We start from the raw sequence: 21188 nt of genomic DNA on the forward strand, positions 1-21188 counted from the left end.
CAATGAATTTGGAAGGATTAGTCGCATTTTATCCGTACAGAAATAAGCTTTCTCGTATGAAGCGCTCAAGAAAGTGGATAGAAAAATGGGTAGACTAATCCTAATTTATGATCATTCGAAATATAAAATTTCAAATTTTATAAAATAAGATTAGTTATCCATCGTCCACCCATCATTCCTTTCAGCTTTTGTTGTTGTGATTGTAGCACATAATTTTACAGAAAGCAAAGTCCGTTTTTCATTATCGTGTCAAAAAAGATGAAATTTCAGTATAATCTAAAAAAATATTTATTTTATTGCATTAACGCGATAAAATTGATGGATAAAGTAATTGCTTAAAATATTTTTTAAGAAAGGTAGTTTGATACATGCTTACGTTTATTTTCGTAGTTCTGCTGTTATTTCTCATCCCAGGTCCAGCTGTTTTTTTAACAATCTCTCAAACCTTAAAGGGCGGGAGGAAGAATGGGATCGTTACAGGCATGGGGATTGCTGTTGGGGACTTGATCCATACATGCGCTTCGGTTGTCGGCCTTTCGGCAATTTTAATGACATCCGCACTAGCTTTTGAAATCGTGAAATATCTAGGTGCAGTCTACTTAGTTTATTTAGGAATCCGCTCGTTGCTCGAGAAAGCCAAAAAGATTGAAAAACCTGTAATGAAACAAGTGAACCCCAATGTCACGTTTCGTCAGGCGTTGTTGATTGAATTATTAAATCCGAAAACCTCCTTATTTTTCGTAGCCTTCCTGCCACAATTTGTTCGGAGTGACGGAACGGCCGTGACCGCGCAGCTCCTTCTTCTAGGAATTACCTTTGTCGTGATGAGTATCCTCTATACCACGCTGTTAGTGTTCCTAACGAACACAATCGGAAGGAAGCTGTTCGCTTCATCTAAACAGAGCACCAAATGGCTCGGCAAGGCAGTGGGACTAGTCTATATCGGCTTGGGGTTAAAGTTAGCGCTGCAGTCACAAGAATAACAACTGTCTAGCTTGTCATCCCATTCGCCTTAGGGTTTTCTGTATAAGAATAAAGGCAGAAGAGAAAAACTATAAGAATGTAACGGGAGGATTGATTTTTATTAGCAGCATTCTTATTGATTTACTATTTGATATCGGAGGCGCAATCATCGAGCTTCTCATACCAGATCGTGCCTTCAACTCGAAGTTCGAAAAAAATGTAAGTAGATTAAAGGAAGAAGACTGGTTTTTCACTATGACAAAGGATTATCGATACCACTATATCATTTACCAAAACAGGAAGGTGAGGCGCTTCTTAGCCAACGAGAAACATGTGAAAATGATCCTTAGTATGGATGAAGAGCGAGAGAATTTCATCCGTTTAGTAAAAGAGGAGCATGCTAGATTCACAGGAATACACGAACGCTAAGCGGCTATTTCCGAGAAGTGTTTTTGGCTGCAAAACTATCTAGCAATGCTTCCTACAGATCTATTTGGAATCGTGGAGGTGATAACTACGTATATGGATTTTCAAGACAGTCGAGTCAAACAAAGGGGGAGAAGGCATCTGTTGAAATTCAAGCCAAGAACTAGAACATCATAAGAACATCCAACCTTTTTGCTTGAAACTTATTTATGGATCATATCGTCCTTAGGCATTCTTCATGATAATACTTTCTAATGTATTGGCAACTGCCTGACAGTAGTCGGCAACGTTTTCAAGCTCTTCATAGATTTCTTTATATTGAATAATCCGAATCGGGTCTTTCTCATTCGCAAACAGATGTTTAATGGATTCGCGCAGGATCCCGTCACATTTTGATTCTAAATCTTTAATTCGGATGGCAGGTTCCCTCATTTTTAGCAATTTCTTGGTGGCCAGCATGTCTACTGCTACTTCAATTTCGGCCGCACAGCTACGGATTGCATCCACAAACTTCAGCATATATTGGTCCGCATTTACAACCGAATACATTTCAAAGAGGGCGGCCGTATGCTCCAAACCATCCAAGACATCATCCATCCCCATTGTCAGCGTTAAGATATCTTCCCGTTCGATAAAGGTAATAAAGGCGTTATGTAATTCTTTGGTGACGTCATGTACCAATGTATCCCCTTTCGTTTCATATTCCTTCATTTGCTCAGAAAAAATCTTCAAATCACTGACATTGTTTAGTTTGTAGTCGGCGAAATAATTCGCACTTTCTTTTACATTTAAGGCGATATTACTCAAAAGTATGGAAAACTTGTCTTTTTTTCTGGTAGCCATGGCTAGTACCTCCATCGTCAGCGTTATTCTGCTATTATTACTATTTCCTTCTTGCCCTTTCCGATTCGTAAATGGGCAAGTTTTTTCTTTGAATCTTATGGTGATGAGAGGAAATATATGTTTCGACCTAGAAATTGTATTGTAAGAAAAAATGAGGAGGAACATTATGAGCAAATTTGGTTTGTTTAGCAAGTTTACCGTTACAGAAGGCGAACGAGACAATATGGTGTCTATGTTGTTAGAAGCAACAGAATCCATGAGCGAGTTAAACGAATGTGAAATTTATCTAGTTAGTACCTCAGATGACGAACCCAATGCTGTCTTTGTTTATGAAGTATGGAGTGATGAAGCAGCCCATCAAGCCTCCCTCACTCTTGAGCCAACTCAAGCACTAATCAAGCGGGCGAAACCAATCATTACAGGAATGGAGCGAATTAGTACCTTAAGGACAAGTGGGGGGAAGGGGATTTAGGAAACGGATAGCAAGTTCTTAAAGTCAGTGTAGGATTTAAGGCATTTGTAATGAATTAATACAAAGAATTCAGGTGGACATGATGAGCGATATTATAAACTATTACAATCAATTTGACGAGTGGGGCAGACTTGATCGTGAACCAATCGAATTCCAAGTCAATTGGCACTATATAAAAGAATACATGCCAAAATCGGGTACTGTGCTGGATAATGGTGCGGGACCTGGAAAATATTCAATGGAACTTGCGAAAAAAGGCTATCAGGTAACCTTGACCGATATTACGCCCAGATTAGTGAAAATAGCGGAAACTAAGGCAAAGGAACTTGATTTAGGAGGTAAGTTTGACGGCTTTTATACGGCAGATGCTAGAAAGTTGACGATGTTGAGAGATGAACAGTTTGACGCCTCATTAATGCTTGGTCCTATGTACCATTTGCAAGAGAATAAGGATCGGATCGAGGCAGTTCAAGAATTGCATCGAGTGACAAAAAAGAACGGGATTGTTTTTGTGGCCTTTATGTCAAGAATTAGGCATATTCTGACTTCGCTCATATATCCTCAGAATTGGAAGCCCAATGACAATATGGATACCATTCATCAATTTTCACAAACAGGTTGCTTCCATCATGCCGACGAGGGTCGTTTTACGGGTGCATATTATTTTAATATAGAAGACATCAATCTTTTTATGGAATCGCAAGGATTCGAAACTCTGAATTTGCTAGGTTCCAATGTTGGCGCCATTTTGCCTCAGGATAGTTGGAATTACTGGAAGGAACGTAGGGAAGCCGAGAGGATTATCCAGTTACTTATTGAAAAAGCGACGGATCCCTATCTTCTGGGGATTTCCACTCACTTACTTTATATTGGCAGGAAAAAGTGACCTTGAGGAGAGAGGGACTGTAATTTGAAGCGTATGATGCCCATGAAGGAAGAAATAAGAGAAAAACGGTAACTAGACAAGGCGATTGAAAAATAGAATGATAGAAGTAAACGAATACAGAAGGTTTTACCTAAAAGGGTCATCAATATGTATAATTTTACAACTAATAATAAAAAATACATAAACAACCATTTTCGCTTCCATACATAACTAAAATAGCATGAGATAGTAGGGATGACCGCATGATGTATATCTATAATGATTTTGGCGGGACACATACCACGTCTTTGGCAGCCGCCTATCATTTAAAACAACTACCGCAATCGGAACGAAGGCTCACCTCGGAAGAAATATTAAATGTGAAATACTTTAATCAGCTAACAAAAAGGGACTTTGGAAAACTGATTTTTCGCGGGATTGATGAAGATGGTCACTCCGTTTATACGATCGGTCGGAAACGGAATAAATATGTTGTTCCAGCTATGAAGGAGTTAACACTACTTTTAGAAGAAAAATTTCAGTTTAACGAACAAATTATCTTCTCTAATACCTCTCCCACTGTCCCGATTGCGTTGTCTTTAGGGGGATTTTTCTCTAGGGGGTTAAAAATAGACTTTATCGGCGTTCCCTTATTAGTGCTCGGGGCCAAACAATGCTGCGATAATATTTTTCGCTTGGTCGAAAATACAAAACAAATTGGGAAAGCCGCCAGCAAACAGAAAGTGATTATTATCGAAAATGAAAACTATAAATGATTCTATGAAGGAGATGGATGGGGCGAGGTCGCGGTACTCTGCTCACCGTCCATCCCCAATTCCACGAGGAGCTCTACCTAGTTTTTGTCCGATGAACGGCCCAGGCCAGCAGTCCGATGAAAATCATCAACCCCCCTGTCCAACAAACACCTTGCCATTTCCACCAACTCCAGGCAAAGCCACTAAGGGTAGAGCCGAGGGAACCGCCAAGAAAATAACTAACCATATAGACCGTGTTTAACCGACTGCGTGCCTCGGGAATTAAACTATAGATTCTGGTTTGGTTAGACACTTGAGCCCCTTGGACTCCCAAATCTAAAAGAATGACGCCCGCGACTAAGCCCCAGATGGATGTGCCCCAAATGCCAAAGAATAAATAGGATAAGAGGGTAATCCCAATCAATAAGCCGACCATTTGCTTGGCGTTGAAGCGGTCTGCTAAGCGACCGACAACGGGTGCCCCGGCCGCTCCCACAACACCGACTAAGCCGAATAATCCAGCCACTTCACTGCCATAATGAAACGGTGCTCCTTCAAGAAAAAATGACAGTGAGGTCCAAAAGACACTAAAGCCGCCAAACAGCATTGCCCCGATTAAGGAAGCTTCACGTAAAATTGGTTGAGTGGCAATTAATTGCCCCATCGATTGAAATAGCTGTGGGTAAGTTAGTTGTGTTTCCGGGTAGCTTTTTGGCAAAAATGTTCGCAATAGGACGGCCAATCCTAACATCATTGCAGCGGCAATCCAGTACATCGCGCGCCAGCCAAGGCTGCCGCCAATCAATCCGGAAACGGTCCGGGCTAAGAGAATCCCGATAAACAGTCCACTCATGATACTGCCTATCACTTTCCCCCGTTCACTGGGCGCGGCCAGCTGTGCAGCGAGGGGAATAATGATTTGCGGTACGACGGTTGTAATTCCAACGGCCAGACTCGCTAGGTTCATCCAAACGAGATTGGGGGCGGTGGCCACGGCGATCAGGGAGAGGGTGACGGCGAGCAGCAGCACGGTAATGAGTTGGCGGCGTTCCTTCATATCGCCCATCGGTACAAATAAAAACATCCCAACTGCATAGCCAATTTGGGTAAACATGGCGATGTTGCCGACCTGATGGGCTGTCGTCTGAAAGGAGTGACCCATATCGGCTAAGAGCGGTTGGTTATAATAGAGATTGGCCACCGCCATTCCACAGGCGAACGACATCATTAAGATTAATTTTTTTGACAAGGTTTGTTCGACAGTTTCGAATTCTGTAACCATCGTATCATTCTCCTTTCCATCCGGTTTCTTACCCATCCAGAAGTTAATAGATTCTACAAAAAAGGTGAAAAACCCTTTCTTACTTATAGCTTTCTAGAAATGTCATGCGTTTGCACATTTCTTCATATGGTACTATAGTGAGAATTTTTGAGATGGGTGGGTTATGAGATGGGTATGGATGAGATAAGGAGAGAAATAGATTACTATCGTATCAAAATTCATGAAACGAATCATCCTTATTTTTGGTATTACTTGGCTGATGCACAAGCACGAGCGGGATTCACGGCGCAAGCGTTGCAATCAATTGATACCGCTTTGTCATTTACATCTCCCTTTCCTTCCAGACAAGGACTTTTGGAGTTGCGGACGATGCTCCAGCCAAATCCTCCACAAGAAACCCCGACGATTGTGACAGCGAAGCGAGGGGATATTGACGGGGATGGTGTACTTGACAATGTACTGCTGACCGCTCATAAAACGGCGGATAGTCCTTTCTGGCAGCAAATCACGCTAGTTATTCAAAATGGTCGGACACATCAGGATCAACAGATCACCTTACCGAACAACGGCGGCTACAATCCAACACTGTTTCTCGGTGATTTTACAGGGAACAAGGTCGATGATATTTTGGTGGTGATCGATAGCGGCGGCAGCTCTGGGTCGATCTATGCCTATGTTTTTTCACAAATGAACGGGCAAATGAGACAAATCTTTGATTCAGAGACCTTCAATGTAACTTATCAATATGAGGTGAATTATGATAACCAATACAAAGCGACCGTGCTCAGTAAGAATGTGAAGGAACAGTATGTTCTAGATCTAACTTATAAGGGGAAGGAGTATTTAGGGGAGATTTATACGCCGAAGGGTGAGCTAAAGGCGCCGATTGAGGGCTGGGTCAATCCGTTGTCCGGATTATATCCAATTGATTTCAATCGGGATGGAACGAATGAGCTTTTGGCTTATCAGCGAATCGCCGGAAGGTATAATGCTGATGGGCTCGGTTATGTTGAGACGGTTTTGAAATGGAACGGACAGCGATTTGCCCATGACAGACAGAATGTCGCAATTGTGGGTGGGCAAATCTAGCGCATTGACCTTTAGACTGTCATGTCTCTCTGGCAACTTTCATAATATGTTCCAATTTTGACAAATAGATTGGCCTATTTCTATGCTACGCTTACATTACAAATGGAATATATCTATAAAATGCTGGGAGTGTTAGGGATGAGCTGTGGTTGCACAGAAAGGTTACAAGATGGGAAAGATGTTGTGGATCATGTAAAAAGTAAAGGGAAGGCAGATTTTGCACCAGCAGTAGCACACGAAATTCACTGTGAGTGTGGAACAACGTTTATCTTAGAAACGATTATTATGAATTGCCCCCATTGCGAAATGACCTATGCTGTTACACCTTGTGGGTCGGATGACGTCAATAATGTCAAAGCCGCTGGTATTAAGTACGCATAAAAATTAAGCTGGGTTGGACTTGGGTAATAAAGAGGCTGCTATTGCGGTCTTTTTTTATAAGATAAGCCACAGTGAGCCAAATATATGATATACTATAGATAATAAAATACGAAGTACTTGGAGGAGCCTGTCACCAAGGGACTATTATGTCCTTTGGTAACAGGCTCTTTTTGTATTTTTTTTTAATAAAAGTCAATAATATCGACGAAAGGTGGCCATATAAGTGTTAATATTACAAATTGCGATTATTTTAATTGCCTCTAAAATAGCGGGGAGCCTCAGTGTAAGGTTAGGTCAGCCTTCCGTTCTTGGCAAACTCCTGATTGGAATTGTCCTGGGTCCATCGGTTTTAGGGCTCGTAACCGAGTCAGAAACATTAGCTGAATTTAGTCAAATTGGCGTGATCTTGTTAATGTTTATTGCCGGACTGGAAACGGATATGGATGAATTTAAACGTACTGGCAAGGCCTCCACCTTTGTAGGCTTTGGTGGCATTATCGTTCCCCTTGTTTTAGGTTATTTAATGGGGATGCTCCTAAATTTAACGACGATGGAATCGTGGTTTTTAGGGCTGCTGCTTTCGGCCACAAGTGTCAGTATCTCGGTGCAAGCTTTGAAAGAAATGAACCAATTAAAAACCCCTGAAGGAACGACCATCTTAGGAGCAGCCGTCATTGATGATGTGGTTGTCATCATTGCCTTGGCGTTCTTAATGAGTTTTTCAGGTGGAGATGTCAATTTAACGATGGTAATCGTAAAGAAAGTTTTATTCTTTGCCGGAGCCATTTTAGTTGGATGGAAGATCGTTCCGTGGTTTATGAGGAAATTTTCCTCAATGAAAGTAACGGAATCCGTCGTTTCGTCAGCCCTGATTATTTGCTTTGTTATTGCTTATTTTGCTGAATACACAGGGGTTGCGGCCATTATTGGTGCCTATATTGCCGGGGTGGCTATCAGTGTAACAGACTACAAGCATGAAGTGTTTGAGAAGATCGAAAATATTGGTTATTCATTATTTGTTCCGATTTTCTTTACATCAATTGGGATCACAGCCGAGTTCTCTGGAATCACGGAACATATCGGGCTGATTGTGATTCTTAGTGTCATAGCCATTCTAACTAAATTAATTGGTGCTTCCGTTGGTGCGAAACTGGCTGGCTTTGGCTGGAATAGTTCATTAGGGATAGGGGCAGCGATGGTATCTCGTGGGGAAGTCGCCTTAATCATTGCAGCTATTGGTTTGGAATCGAATCTACTAAGTCAAGATATGTTTGCCGTGATTGTGGTCGTGGTCCTCGTTACCACGATTGTCACTCCCCCAATGATGAAATTGTTTTTTAAATCAAACAAGCAAAAGGATGCTAATGTGGTGTAACATATGAAAAGGGTTGTTCGATAATATTTGATGAAGAGGGGGAGAGAGTTGGGTATGAAAACAAGGAATAAGTTAGTCCGAATGACAAAGGTACTTTCGATGTTCTTCATCATCTTCCTTCAAATATATTGGTATAAAATCCGCAGAAAATCTAAGCTGGATTGGGAAAGACTTTGGGGGGAAATAGGAGAACGTTGTAGAAACACACTCTTTGAATTAGAAGGTTTGCTCATCAAAATCGGCCAGCTCTTAAGCACCCGTGCTGATTTACTGCCTCCTACATTTATACAAAAAATTGAAGATCTCACTGATAAAGTTCCCCCCTCTAACTGGAATGAGATTCAGGAAATCCTTGAAAGAGAGTGGGGAGAAGGCTACCAGCAATTGTTCATCTCCATCGACAAAAATGCGATTGCTTCGGCTTCGATTGGGGAGGTTTACAAGGGGGTACTGCAGGACGGATCAGAGGTTGCAATTAAAGTTAAACGTCCACATATTGATGAAATTGTCCAAACCGATTTTCGCACTTTAAAGATCATCATGTGGTTTGCTGACCATCTTGTTCCGATTCCAAAAGGGTTTATCAATTTTAAAGTCCTGTTTAAGGAATTGAAACAGGTAATTGAGCGAGAGCTTGACTATTCAAAGGAACATGACACATTATTATTTTTTAAAGAACGTTTTAAGGACATGGATATTGTAAAAATTCCTTCTGTGTATTCCGAACATAGTACGGAACATGTACTGGTAATGGAATGGGTAGAAGGGGTGCGGCTGTCCGATGGGGAGGAACTGGAGCAGGTGGCTGTAGGTCGACACGAACTGGCTCAAAGGCTTATGAAGGTGTTCCTTCCACAATGGCTGGAGCCAGGCATGTTTCATGCGGATCCGCATTTAGGAAATGTGCTTGTGTCCAAGGAAGGTAAGATTATCTTGCTTGATTTTGGAATGGTCGGGGAAATCACTAAACAGGATGCGGCCCACTTTCAAGGGCTAATCGAGAGCTTTCTTGCTAAAAATTACCCGAAGGCCGTTGAATGCTTGTCACGATTAGGATTTTTACTCCCAGAGGCTGATTCTAGAACGATAGAACGACTATTAGCCGAAATGCTCTCCATCCAACCCGGTCAATTAAAGGAACTGGATTTGCTGGCGTTAAAAATGGAAATGAACGATATGATTCAAGCACTCCCTATTCAAGTTCCAACCAGGTTTGTTTTTTTAGGTCGATCATTTGTTACGATTGAAGGAATGATTCGCAATCTAGTACCAGAGTCAGAACTTATGGAGTTAGGAAAACCGGTTTTCATGGAGTGGGTAAGCAAACAAGGAAATAAGTGGTCATTTGTATGGCATTGGCTGCAATCACAACCGATTTTTAAAATTTTTCATTCTGTCACAGAATTTTTACAAACACCACAAAAATTAGCAGAATTAAAGGAAATTGAACAAAGAAGACAATTTCAATTTATGATTTATGAAAATACTAGAAGGCATTTATTTCAATTACTCTTACTTGGACTCATAGGATTAGTGGCTGGTTATTATACCTCTCAGGGTCTTATTGTGAAGCTATCAGTGGTGGTTACAGTCTTTGCGTTTGTTGGGTATCTTTCTTATGGTTATAAACTGAAAAAATGGATGAAGTTTATGCATGAAAAGCGATGAGAATAGAATAAAAAAATGGGATCCTCACTCACCGTGAAGGATCCCATTTCGTTATATGCCGTTAGCGAGAACCGTCACTACTGTGCTTAGTACAATCGTACCGGTCATGATAGAAATATAAACAAGAATTTTCTTTCTCTTTTTCTTCTTCAATACTTCTTCTGGAGTAGCCCAAAAACTTTTTGACATCAATTATTTCCCCTTTTGTTGTTTGATGGTAGCTGGCTGACTTTGTCATAAAGACAGAAGACCCTATAGCTTTGCGTCATTACTTTTCAGTAATTTTGCCTTTACACATTTGGACACTAAAAATATATTATACAACTTAAATACGTTAAATAATATATTAAAAGTTACTTTTCTAAGAGGAATATACTAGTAAATGTAGTCTGGAATTAGTAGTAATAGACTATCCTTTCATAGTTTGGTTGTTACGTTCCTCATATCAAGCCCACACCATCCTTTGGCAATCGGAATAAGCTAGTTAGTGAGATTGTCATATGGAGGGAAGAGATGATATGAAAAAACGCCAATGGATTTGGTGTATTGTTTTCAGTGCCATTTTGGTTCTCCCATTGCTTCTTGTATTCTTCAACCATCCCACTACACAAAATCATCCCCAACCACCTCAAACCACACAGAAGGATTCAACCACACAGGGAGATCAAGCCCAAGAGGAACCAAACAAGCAAGAGGATCCACCTAAGAAAGAGGACCCAGCCAAACAAGAGGAACCAGCTAAGCAAGAGGAACCAGCCAAAGATAAACCACCCGCACCAGAGGAAAAACCTACTATTGTCTGGGGGGTAGACACCGCCTCTAAAGTAGATGCGGCCTTCATAAAGTGTGTAAAAGATAACTATGGTCCACCGGCAGTGTTCGGGCGCTATTTAGAGACGAAGGAAGGAATATCGGTCGGATTGACGGCCGAGGAAGCCGATTTATTGCACAAGCAAGGCATCAAGATTTTACCGATATTTAATCACTTTACCAAAGCTGTCGGTTATGAAAAAGGTGTGGCCGAGGCCAAAGAAGCCATTTCCTATTCACAAAAATTAGGAATCCCTGAAGGAATCGCTATCTTTGCCGATATTGAACCAAATTATCCAGTGGATGAAGCGTTTATTCGCGGCTGGGTTGAGACTTTGGCGGGTTCACCTTACAAACCAGGTATTTATGGGGTTTTCACTCCCGATAGTAAGTTGACCGCCGCGTATCAAGCTGCGGCAGCGAAAACGAAAGCCGTTCAGGAGCAAACGATTCTCTGGAGTAGTAATCCCGATCCAGGGGTGACCAAGCAATCGAAGGCGCCTGCCTTTCAGCCTGGTGCGCCGAAAGATGTGAATATTTCTATTTGGCAATACGGCATTGATGGGGAGACGTGTAATATTGACACGAATCTTATTCAGTCTAGTGTGTTAGAGCTATTGTGGTAGAATGTGGGGTCCTTCCTTAGATGGTAAGATAGAGATGACACATTTTAATAGAATAAAAACATACCTAATTGGCGTCCGGAAATGACATTAGAGGAAATTGCGGGAGCCAATTAGCGTCATTTTTAGTAAAATCAGAAATTAGTCCAATGTTTGCACAAAGAGAGTGGGGCCATTTGGTCTCTACATTTGAAATAGTTAGGCTTATAGTTATAGTTAAGTAATTACTTACTATAAGATAAGCCTTTTTTACATGGTTTTATGGTGGAGGGAGGTCGCAAATGCCACTGGATCAGCGCAGTACTGCCATACTTACTCACCTAGTGAAGGCGAAAACATTTGTCCCAATCAGAGAAATTACTGAGAAATTTCAAATTTCTCGACGGACTATTTATTACGATATGGATAAAGTCAATGATTGGTTAAAGGAAAATTACTTACCAGAGGTGAAGTATGTTCGATCGGCAGGGTTTATTTTAGAAGAGGAAGCAGCCGTTCACGTTCCGGAAAAATTAAGCTCCATGAATTCATGGCATTATGAATATTCCCTAAAGGAGAGGAAGGCATGGCTGGCGATCTATTTGATTGCTCGGGATATTCCCTTGTATCTTGAAGGTTTAATGGAAAAAGTCAGAGTAAGTCGGAATACAACCATTGATGACTTAAAAGGTTTGAAGCAAGAATTGGAACGATTTCACTTAAGTTTAGAATTTAATCGGAAAAGTGGCTACGTCATTAAGGGGAAAGAAGAAGATAAGCGTAAGGCGATTGTTCATTTCCTGCAGCACGTGCTATTTGATCAAAATAGTCCATCCGTTTTGGCGAAAATTCCGTTGGTTTTACATAAAGGGGCTAGCCATTTTGATCTGTTTGATTACAAAAAAATGGAAGCGGTTCAGCAAATCCTGGGGGAAAGCGAACAAGAATTGAATCTGCAGTACACAGATGAATTTTTGTTTAGTCTAGCAGTCCGACTGCTCTTATTTTGTCGACGAGTCTCCGATGGGAAAAAGATCGCGATTGATCGGTTTGAAAAAGAGGTTCTACAGGAAACGAAGCAGTACAGGGCGGCGCAAAAAATTGGTGAGAAGCTGTCGCGGTTATTTACGATTGAATTTCCTGAAGATGAAATCTTCTATATTACGAAACATCTCCTGAGTTCGAGAGTGCAATTTTCTGAGGAACCGCCATTGATCCACTTACAGGATGATGCCTATATTCTGGCAAAGGTTGTTACGAATATGGTGACGGATTTTCAGAGATATGCCTGTGTTTTCTTTGAAAATCGGCAAGAAATTGAGAAGAATCTTTTGCTCCATGTGAAGCCGGCCTATTACCGGATTACCTATGGACTGGAATTTGAAAGTGATATGACTGAGTCCATTAAAGGAAAGTACCAGGATATTTTCCTATTAACGAGCAAGACGATTACCCACTTAGAAGCGGTAGTCGAGAAAAAGGTAAATGAACATGAAATTGCCTTAATTGCAATGCATTTTGGCGGATGGATGCAAAAGGCTGGCGCCAAGCCCGCTGATCGGAAACGGGCTCTGCTCGTTTGTACCAATGGCGTGGGGACTTCCCGTTTACTGTTGCACCAACTTGAAGGTCTCTTCTCGACGGTTGATTTAATTGGCAGCGTTTCATTAAGAGAATATGAAAAAAATCACTACTATGATGTGGACTTTATTCTTTCAACCATCCCACTAGAGGGGAAGGAACATCCTGTTTTTGTGGTTAGTCCCATCCTTACTGAGGCGGAAAAAGAAAGTTTATTAAAAAAGGTGATTGGAATTTCCGCAACGGAATCGAAATCATCGGGCTCGATTGATGCCTTAATGGAAATTATCCGGAAGCACGCGACGGTGTTGGACCAAGAAGGATTACAGCAAGATCTGAAGCAATACTTGTCTAAGCCTGAAAAGGTTGGGATGGAGGTAAGAAAGCCTTCATTAAAAGAGATTTTACCAGTGGGAAGTATTCAGCTGAAAAGTGAGGTTTCAGGTTGGGAGGAGGCGATCCGCAAGGCTGCCGCACCACTTTTGGCAGCTGGATCGATTACCGAGTCCTATATTCAGGCGATGATTGATAACATTGTCAAAATGGGTCCTTATGTCGTGATTGCTCCACAGGTCGCGATTCCACATGCGAGACCGGAAGACGGGGTCAACAGGCTAAGCATGAGCTTATTAAAGCTGACGAAGGGTGTATCTTTTTCCGAAATGGCCCAGCAGGATATTCATCTGGTGATTGTCTTGGCAGCGGTTGACGGGGAAGCGCATTTAACGGCATTGTCCCAGCTGACCGATCTTCTTTCAGATGAAGGACGGTTTACAAAACTGATCGAGGCCGAAACCGCCGCAGAGATGTTTGAGATCATCCGAACGGATGCTTAATCGGTCATATATGAAAAGATTGGGATTTTAAGAGAAAGAGGAGAAAGCTGTGCTGAAAACATACTTAACAGAAGACGCAGTTCAATTTAAAGCAGATGCACAGAATTGGGAAGAGGCCATTCGACTGGCTGCAGACCCATTGTTGAAAAATCAAACGATTGAAGCAAGCTATATCGAAATGATGATTGAGAATGTCAAGAATCTTGGTCCGTATATTGTGCTATTACCTAAGTTTGCGATGCCCCATGCTAGACCAGAAAATGGGGTGAATCGACTAGGATTAAGCCTATTAATTCTAGAAAAAGGCGTTGAATTTGCTAGTGGCAAAGGGGCAAATGTATTTCTCGTCTTAGCTGCTCCAGACGCAGCTGCTCACTTGAACATTTTATCAGAGCTGTCCACGCTTTTATCTAGCCAAGAAAAAGTTGATGCGTTAGCATTAGCAAAAAATTATCAAGAACTAGTCACTATTTTAGAGGAGGAAGAAAAATGAAAATCTTAGTCGTGTGTGGAAATGGATTAGGCAGTAGTTTTATGATGTCACTTAATGTACAAAAGGCGATGAAGGAATTAAACATTGAGGGAACCTGTTCCCATACGGATCTAGCAAGCTCTAAATCTGAACAGGCCGATTACTACATTGGTTCTCCTGAAATCATGGATCAATTGAATGATGGAAAAAGAAAAGTGATTTCTTTGGTCAATATGTTCAGTTTAGATGAAATTAAAAAAGCGTTAACAACTCATATATTGGAAGGTTGATTTGGATGCTACATTTAATTATGAATGATATTTTAGGAACACCGGCCATACTTGTTGGATTATTTGCCTTAATCGGATTGTTATTGCAGAAAAAGGGAATTGCTGACGTGGTGTCAGGCACCCTAAAGACAGTTATGGGCTTTATTATCTTGAGTGCAGGGGCAACAGTTCTGACAGGTGCCCTCGATTTATTCGGACAAATGTTCGAGCATGCCTTTCACATTAAAGGGATCATTCCGAATAATGAAGCGATTGTCGCATTAGCGCAAAAGACGTTTGGGGCAGAAACAGCCATGATCATGGTGTTTGGTATGGTTGTGAATATTATCTTAGCTCGTTTTACGAAATTCAAATTTATCTTCTTAACTGGTCACCATACGATGTTTATGGCCTGTATGCTGGCAGCCGTCTTATCTGCCAGTGGGATAGAAGGTGTTACACTCGTTATCATAGGATCTATTATTCTAGGAGCTTTGATGGTTTTCATGCCAGCACTGTTACAACCTTATACTCGTCAAATTACTGGATCGGATGATGTGGCGATTGGTCATTTTGGATCAATTGGTTATTTTGTATCTGGGACGATCGGTAAGTATTTCGGCAATAAAGAAAAATCAACGGAAGAAATTAAGGTTCCAAAGTCACTTGGCTTCCTTCGTGACTCATCCGTTGCCTTAGCGTTAACGATGGCTTTGATGTTTATTGTGGTAGCGTGTTTTACTGGCCCTACCTTCATTGAAGAAAAGCTTAGCGGTGGAACAAACTTTATCGTCTTCTCGCTTACACAAGCGATTACCTTTGCCGGTGGTGTCTTTATCGTGTTAGCGGGGGTTCGGATGGTAATTGCGGAAATTGTTCCAGCCTTTAAAGGGATTGCAGATAAGGTCGTTCCAAATGCTAAACCAGCTTTAGATTGCCCGATCGTCTTTCCATTTGCACCGAATGCTGTTATTGTCGGATTCTTAGCTAGTTTTGTCGCGGGAGTCATCAGTATGTTCCTGCTGCCTGTATTTGGATTAGCGGTTATTGTCCCTGGACTTGTTCCGCACTTCTTTACTGGCGCAGCTGCAGGTGTATTTGGGAATGCAACAGGTGGCAGACGTGGAGCAATTCTTGGCTCACTTGCCAACGGTTTAATCATTAGTTTCTTACCAGCTTTATTGTTGCCTGTTCTAGGTTCACTTGGATTTAACGGCACAACCTTTGGGGATGCTGACTTTGGAATTGTCGGGATTTTATTAGGCAATCTGTTGAAGTTATTTTAATAAATTTGGATATTTATCATACTAGTACAACCCCCATGGAATTATCCATGGGGGTCGTTGTGCTTGGATGTAAAGGGTAAGTTACCGTTTCTGCTTGAGCTGCTGTTCTTCAATATGATAGACATGGTCAGCGACCCGATCGACAAATGTTCGATCATGGGAGACGAGGAGGACGGTGCCTTCATAGGCAGCTAAAAACCGTTCTAACGCCTCAATACAAACGATATCCAGGAAGTTAGTCGGCTCATCTAACATGAGTACATTGTATTTCCCTAAAAACCGCTCGCATAAGACAAGTCGAATTGCCTCACCGCCACTTATGGTGCGCACGTTCTTTTTCACATCATTCCCGGTAAAATTCATCCCGTGAAGGACGGCCCGAATTTTCCCTTCGTCATAATCGCTTCGCTCCCTTAAATAGTCTAGGACCGTTTCGTCCTTGTTAAATTGATAATCCATTTGTTGATAGGTACCGATGACCGCCTTTGGAGAGAGGGTAATCCCGTCACTGTTATTGACAATCTGGCGGAGCAGGCTGGTTTTCCCGGAACCATTCGCACCGGTAATCGCGATCGTCTGTCCTAGGGGAAATTGGAAACTGACTTCATTGAGAAGGATCTTGATCCCAGCCTTCACAGTGACTCGATCCCCCATGATGGGAAATTTATTGTGCAAGGTTAACGCGGCAGATTGCTGAAAACGAAGGGTTGCTTCCTCTTTTGGTGCTTCGACTGCTTCCAGCTGTTCCGCACGCTGCTCCATGGCCTTCGCCGCACGTTGCACCGTTTTTTGACTCGTTTCCTTTGATTTCGTCATGAACATTTTATTAGCCTTGGCTTTAGTCTCCTTCTTAGTGATATGTCCATTTGCTTGCGTGATTTTATCGGCCTTTTTCATTTTTTCTTCAGCTGCCTTGAGGAGGCGCGATTTTTCCTTTGTATATTTTTCAAATTGTTCTTGTTGTTGCGTCCGCTCTAATTCCTTTTGGGCCATGTACGCTGAATAGTTCCCTGTGTATTCTGTTACCGTGCCGTCGCTGACCTCCCAAATCTTCGTGACGAGTTGATCTAAGACGTAGCGGTCGTGACTGACAAGGACGAGTGCCCCGTAATAATAGGTCAGTTCGTCGATAAAGAACTGTGTCCCAGCAGTGTCGAGATGGCTGGTCGGCTCATCGATGAACAAACCTTCATGATAGCTGGAGAACAGCTGGGCTAATTTCAGTCGGGTTTGCTCCCCGCCGCTTAACAGTTCGATTTTTGTGTCCGGTATGGCGAGCTTGCTGACCAACTCATAATCTACTTCTTTCTCAAATGGTGAGTCCAGTTGATCGAAATAGGCAAAGTCGGCATAGCGATGGACGTGTCCGCGATCGGGCTTGATCTGACCGGCCATTAGCTTCAACAAGGTACTTTTTCCTGCGCCGTTCTTGCCGACAATCCCGATCCGATCAAACTGATGCACTGCCAAACGTGGGATGTCTACTATTACTTTATCTAAAAAGGTTAATTCGATTTTTTCTAATTCAATACAAACTTTTTCCATTATGATTCCCTCATTTCTTTTTTGAAAAAATAAAAAATCACAGGCGATCTGCCTGTGATTCAGAGTAAAGGGAAGAAACCCATCTTTATTTGGATAAGGGGCTTGGTAGGAGTCGTCGCTAAATAAACCTTCCTTTTGGCTGGCAAAAGAAGGAGAATGATCGATCCACAAATAAAATAAAGAAAGGCAGACTGATCCGCCTTTCTTCATCACTTTGCGATAGAATGAAGATTATTAAAAAAGGACAGACTGATCCCGTTTACTCTGTATACACAAACAGAGCCTTTGAACGTATTTAATTACGAGTTCAAAGTAGGGAATCGAAGTCTCATAGCATGCGTCATTTTTTAATAATCCTCCTTAAATAGTATCAGTTTCATTATAATCGCAAAACCGGTAACTGTCACCACCTATATTTTGTAAATGGAATTATCGTGTTTGATTAGAGGTTGTGTCTCTCTAGTGGAAAAATTGAACACCATTAGGGATGCATAAGGAGTTCGTCGGAAAAATTGTATTTTTCTTAAATTGTTCACAACAATTTTTTCGTCCATGTGTAACAATAGCAGGTAAGAGGAGTGTGGTCATTTATGACGATCGGAGATATAAAAAACTTTATTTATATTCCCTCTAGCGGTTTTATTGAAGTGGTGAAGGATGGCCCTATTGAAATGGGGGTTCATCCACTCGACTACCCGTTCAAACCGAAAGAGGAGAAAGTCCTGTCAGATCAAGCAATACTGAGAAGACTAAGAAGACAATATCCCGGCTGTAAAATTGTCCAAAATGATGGCATGTGGGAAGTAATTTTTGAAGAAGATGAATAAACAGGGGAAGGGTACAGGATGTTTGGTTTTCGACGACCGCCCCCTCTGTAATCGCATTAGATGATCGCCAATCGGCGAGTTTTCTTTATCTCTTGTCTAAGGATGGAGATTTGCCTACTCAATACGCCGTTTCGGTGGAGCTACATTGACCTCATTTTAATAAAAGTCTTTTGGTGAATATGTGAATAAGGTTGTTCTATTAAGTAAATATATAGGTTATGGATAATTTTTCATGTAGGTTCTTCGGATTGTGATCAGCAAGCAGAAAATAAAGGTTTAAGGTGTTTGAATGGAACGTATATCCCTGTACCAGCTTTTTGCGCTTACGTTTTTTTTTCAGATTGGTACGACCATTATTCTTGGCTTTGGAGCGTCGGCTGGTAAGGATGCTTGGATCGTGAATATCCTGTCGGTATTATTGGGTTTAACCGCAATCGGTATTTTTCTCTTATTGAAGTCTTTCCACGAGGGGTTGACGTTGGTGGAATGGTTTCCCGCTGGATTTGGAAAATGGCTGGGGACGCCTATTGCTTGGCTTTATCCGCTCTTATTCTTATATGAAATGGGAAGAGTATTAAATGATATCAAGTATTTGCTCCAAACAATATTATTTCCAGGTATGCCAACCTGGGGGATCGTAATTCCCTTTTTAATCGTAAGTGCATATGGTGTTTTCAAAGGTATTGAGGTAATTGGAAGAGTAGGAGAGTTCATTTTCCCTCTGTTTTTTATGCTATTTATCATATTAATCATTTTTATTATGAGCAGTGATATTGTAAAGATTGAGAACCTACGGCCTGTTTTAGAAGACGGGTGGGCACCGATATGGAATGCCTCGTTTCCGCTCGGGGCAAGTCAAGGATTTGCTCAAACATTAGAGTTGGCGATGATTTGGCCGCTTGTTCATGCGAAAGCGAAACATATTGCCTACGCGACCTTATGGGCCACCCTACTTTCAGGGGCTGTGATTTTAGTCAGCCAATTATTCATCATAGCGGGATTAGGTGGAGTTCGGTTCCAATTTCAAATTTATCCTATGTATGCGCTGATTAAGAAGATTCAAATAGGGGAATTTATTCAAAATGTGGATGTGATAGGCGTGATGTTTTTTGTGATTACAGCCTATTTCAAGGGGTCGCTCCATATGTATTTCGCCCTTCGCGCCATACAGCTACTTACGAAAACGAAAAATAGCCATCCATGGATTATTCCACTCATCTTTATCGGCATATTACTCGGATATGTTGTATCAACGAACATTCAAGAGCATTTGAAAATTGCCATCGAGGTCGTTCCGTTCGCTTTGTGGATTCCGCTTTTATGGATTCTCCCTCTGTTACTTCTAATTGCCACAGTCATAAAAAGAAGTTGGTAATGGTGTTTTCATTTCATGCCCACCGGAGGTATTATGTTTAAGTTATTTAATAAATGGTTAAAACACCCCAATTACTTTCGTTACAGCTTTTACATTATGTTGATATCAAGTATCTTACTAAACAGTTTTGTTTTTGAAAATGAGAGTAATTTTTATATACTTTATATCTTTTGTGCCATTTTTTTGGGGATTGGCTTTTTTGACAAGCCCTGGTGGTTGATTGTTGTCTTTACACTATTGGTGGTGTGCTGCCGATATTACCTCATCCCAGAATTATCGCACAACATCGGGACATTTTTTACCTATTTTTTTACGTATTTGGTGATTACCTTAATCTCTGTTGGTTTAATGAAATTCGTCCAAAGAGTGAAGGAGGACAATTTAGCCTTAATAATGGCGCTGTCCAAGGCGTTGGATTCAAGAGACGCCTATACCCAGCATCATTCGAAAAATGTAGCGAAATATTCGGTTGAAATTGCCAATAGAATGATGCTGTCGAGGGATGTTTGTGATGTGATTCATGTGGGCGGATTGCTCCATGATATTGGAAAAATAGGTATCCCCGGAACGATTTTGAAGAAGCCAGAGAAGTTAACCGATGACGAGTATAACACGGTCAAAACACACCCGACGATTGGCTATGAAATCATAAAGCATGTGGAGAGTTTTCAGGACAATGGGATCTTAGATATCGTTCTGTACCATCACGAGCGGTATGATGGAAAAGGGTATCCAACTGGACTAAAAGGTATGCAAATTCCTCTAGTGGCGCGGATTGTGGCGGTGGCGGATACCTTTGATGCCATGTCATCCCAACGGGTCTATCGTGATAAATTGGATCTCGACGTTATTCTCAAAGAGATTGAGAGAAATAAAGGGAAGCAATTTGATCCAGAAATTGTTGATGTTTTCCTCGATATATTTGATGGACAGGCTGCTAAATGAATGGGGCCAGAAACTACGGTAGAAGTAGAGGTGTTCTACGTAGACTTTTAGCAAGCACACGGGCAAAAAAGTAGAAGACATGGTCTACAAAATGCCACTTTGAGCACCATGAAAATGAGAAAATCATCTAAAGGGGTTGTCAAAGGGGGAATTGTCAGTTATAGTTGAAAATACAATATTTAGTATTGATGATTAGAAAACAACACTAAATATAGATATTAACCAGTGAAAATGGTGTCTGAAGAGACGTAAAAGGGAATCTGGTGTAAATCCAGAACTGTACCCGCAACTGTAAATGCTGACGAAATAAGCAGAACCACTGTCTTTGGATGGGAAGGGCTTAGAGTAGGTAAAGGCATAAGTCAGGAAACCTGCCATTTTTATAGCGTATGATCTTCTTCGGGAGTTGGGAGGATATAACGGGGGAATTCTGTCGATTACAGTGATTTTCACTGCTTTTATGACGTTACCACGTTTATCAAACCCATCTTCTGAGATGGGTTTTTTGTCGTTCAAAGAAC

At 41.4% G+C, this 21188-nt stretch carries 22 protein-coding genes and 2 riboswitches; of the genes, 17 read left to right on the forward strand and 5 right to left on the reverse strand.

What is annotated here, in order from left to right; all coding sequences use genetic code 11:
* The first annotated feature begins 368 nt into the window (after positions 1–368).
* On the forward strand, positions 369–983 hold the full coding sequence (locus TY15_RS07880; protein WP_040203490.1) for a LysE family translocator: 615 nt from the start codon (positions 369–371) through the stop codon (positions 981–983).
* Between the two features lie 91 nt (positions 984–1074).
* Positions 1075–1392, forward strand: a complete 318-nt coding sequence (locus TY15_RS07885; RefSeq protein ID WP_040203492.1) for a hypothetical protein — start codon at positions 1075–1077, stop codon at positions 1390–1392.
* A 222-nt stretch (positions 1393–1614) separates the two neighbouring features.
* Here TY15_RS07885 and TY15_RS07890 read toward each other — a convergent pair whose 3' ends face one another.
* Positions 1615–2232 (reverse strand): DUF47 domain-containing protein, encoded by a 618-nt coding sequence (locus TY15_RS07890; protein ID WP_040203494.1) that lies wholly within the window; start codon positions 2230–2232, stop codon positions 1615–1617.
* A gap of 166 nt (positions 2233–2398) precedes the next feature.
* Here TY15_RS07890 and TY15_RS07895 point away from each other — a divergent pair, with 166 nt between their 5' ends.
* From TY15_RS07895 to TY15_RS07905, 3 genes are all read left to right on the forward strand, one after another.
* Positions 2399–2704 carry a putative quinol monooxygenase gene (locus tag TY15_RS07895; protein WP_040203496.1) on the forward strand — a complete coding sequence of 102 codons (306 nt, stop codon included), beginning with the start codon at positions 2399–2401 and terminating at the stop codon, positions 2702–2704.
* 82 nt (positions 2705–2786) lie between these two features.
* Complete coding sequence (locus TY15_RS07900; protein ID WP_040203498.1) at positions 2787–3590, forward strand: class I SAM-dependent methyltransferase; 804 nt, start codon at positions 2787–2789, stop codon at positions 3588–3590.
* A 242-nt stretch (positions 3591–3832) separates the two neighbouring features.
* On the forward strand, positions 3833–4345 hold the full coding sequence (locus TY15_RS07905; RefSeq protein WP_040203499.1) for a DUF3189 family protein: 513 nt from the start codon (positions 3833–3835) through the stop codon (positions 4343–4345).
* Between the two features lie 73 nt (positions 4346–4418).
* Here TY15_RS07905 and TY15_RS07910 read toward each other — a convergent pair whose 3' ends face one another.
* Entirely contained in the window at positions 4419–5606 is a 1188-nt protein-coding gene (locus TY15_RS07910) for an MFS transporter (RefSeq protein WP_042374297.1), read from the reverse strand.
* 369 nt (positions 5607–5975) lie between these two features.
* Here TY15_RS07910 and TY15_RS07915 point away from each other — a divergent pair, with 369 nt between their 5' ends.
* From TY15_RS07915 to TY15_RS07930, 4 genes are all read left to right on the forward strand, one after another.
* Positions 5976–6695: a hypothetical protein gene (locus tag TY15_RS07915; RefSeq protein WP_244440901.1), complete on the forward strand. Its 720-nt coding sequence runs from the start codon at positions 5976–5978 to the stop codon at positions 6693–6695.
* A gap of 138 nt (positions 6696–6833) precedes the next feature.
* Positions 6834–7076 (forward strand): hypothetical protein, encoded by a 243-nt coding sequence (locus tag TY15_RS07920; protein WP_040203503.1) that lies wholly within the window; start codon positions 6834–6836, stop codon positions 7074–7076.
* A gap of 223 nt (positions 7077–7299) precedes the next feature.
* The gene (locus tag TY15_RS07925) at positions 7300–8451 is read left to right on the forward strand and encodes a cation:proton antiporter (RefSeq protein ID WP_040203505.1); all 1152 of its coding nucleotides are present in this window, start codon (positions 7300–7302) and stop codon (positions 8449–8451) included.
* A gap of 54 nt (positions 8452–8505) precedes the next feature.
* Entirely contained in the window at positions 8506–10119 is a 1614-nt protein-coding gene (locus TY15_RS07930; protein WP_040203638.1) for an ABC1 kinase family protein, read from the forward strand.
* A 51-nt stretch (positions 10120–10170) separates the two neighbouring features.
* Here the strand turns inward: TY15_RS07930 and TY15_RS24195 are convergent, their stop codons facing one another.
* The gene (locus TY15_RS24195; RefSeq protein ID WP_157042254.1) at positions 10171–10311 is read right to left on the reverse strand and encodes a hypothetical protein; all 141 of its coding nucleotides are present in this window, start codon (positions 10309–10311) and stop codon (positions 10171–10173) included.
* Positions 10312–10332: 21 nt separating this feature from the next.
* Positions 10333–10418, reverse strand: a riboswitch (cyclic di-GMP riboswitch).
* A gap of 219 nt (positions 10419–10637) precedes the next feature.
* Here TY15_RS24195 and TY15_RS07935 point away from each other — a divergent pair.
* The 5 genes from TY15_RS07935 (at position 10638) to TY15_RS07955 (ending at position 15975) form a co-directional block, all read left to right on the forward strand.
* Complete coding sequence (locus tag TY15_RS07935) at positions 10638–11555, forward strand: glycoside hydrolase domain-containing protein (RefSeq protein WP_052353725.1); 918 nt, start codon at positions 10638–10640, stop codon at positions 11553–11555.
* 278 nt (positions 11556–11833) lie between these two features.
* The gene (locus tag TY15_RS07940; protein ID WP_040203507.1) at positions 11834–13948 is read left to right on the forward strand and encodes a BglG family transcription antiterminator; all 2115 of its coding nucleotides are present in this window, start codon (positions 11834–11836) and stop codon (positions 13946–13948) included.
* A gap of 49 nt (positions 13949–13997) precedes the next feature.
* Positions 13998–14441: a PTS sugar transporter subunit IIA gene (locus TY15_RS07945; RefSeq protein ID WP_040203508.1), complete on the forward strand. Its 444-nt coding sequence runs from the start codon at positions 13998–14000 to the stop codon at positions 14439–14441.
* A complete protein-coding gene (locus TY15_RS07950; protein ID WP_040203510.1) occupies positions 14438–14710 on the forward strand; it encodes a PTS sugar transporter subunit IIB in 273 nt (90 codons plus the stop codon). Before TY15_RS07945 ends, TY15_RS07950 begins: the two co-directional genes overlap by 4 nt.
* Positions 14711–14715: 5 nt before the next feature.
* Complete coding sequence (locus tag TY15_RS07955; RefSeq protein ID WP_040203512.1) at positions 14716–15975, forward strand: PTS ascorbate transporter subunit IIC; 1260 nt, start codon at positions 14716–14718, stop codon at positions 15973–15975.
* A gap of 81 nt (positions 15976–16056) precedes the next feature.
* On the opposite strand, the gene TY15_RS07960 is transcribed toward TY15_RS07955, so the two are convergent.
* A complete protein-coding gene (locus TY15_RS07960; RefSeq protein WP_040203513.1) occupies positions 16057–17520 on the reverse strand; it encodes an Msr family ABC-F type ribosomal protection protein in 1464 nt (487 codons plus the stop codon).
* Positions 17521–17819: 299 nt separating this feature from the next.
* Positions 17820–17864, reverse strand: coding sequence for an erythromycin resistance leader peptide (locus TY15_RS25300; protein ID WP_142305349.1), 45 nt, complete (start codon positions 17862–17864; stop codon positions 17820–17822).
* Positions 17865–18110: 246 nt separating this feature from the next.
* On the opposite strand from TY15_RS25300, the gene TY15_RS07965 reads away from it, so the two are divergent.
* The 3 genes from TY15_RS07965 (at position 18111) to TY15_RS07975 (ending at position 20667) form a co-directional block, all read left to right on the forward strand.
* The gene (locus TY15_RS07965) at positions 18111–18347 is read left to right on the forward strand and encodes a hypothetical protein (protein ID WP_040203515.1); all 237 of its coding nucleotides are present in this window, start codon (positions 18111–18113) and stop codon (positions 18345–18347) included.
* Positions 18348–18636: 289 nt separating this feature from the next.
* Positions 18637–19722, forward strand: coding sequence for a GerAB/ArcD/ProY family transporter (locus TY15_RS07970; protein ID WP_040203517.1), 1086 nt, complete (start codon positions 18637–18639; stop codon positions 19720–19722).
* Positions 19723–19755: 33 nt separating this feature from the next.
* The gene (locus TY15_RS07975) at positions 19756–20667 is read left to right on the forward strand and encodes an HD-GYP domain-containing protein (RefSeq protein WP_040203519.1); all 912 of its coding nucleotides are present in this window, start codon (positions 19756–19758) and stop codon (positions 20665–20667) included.
* Between the two features lie 215 nt (positions 20668–20882).
* Positions 20883–21060: riboswitch (cobalamin riboswitch) on the forward strand.
* Positions 21061–21188 lie beyond the last annotated feature (128 nt).

It is taken from the genome of Neobacillus jeddahensis (genome assembly GCF_000612625.1).
Classification (GTDB): domain Bacteria; phylum Bacillota; class Bacilli; order Bacillales; family Cytobacillaceae; genus Neobacillus; species Neobacillus jeddahensis.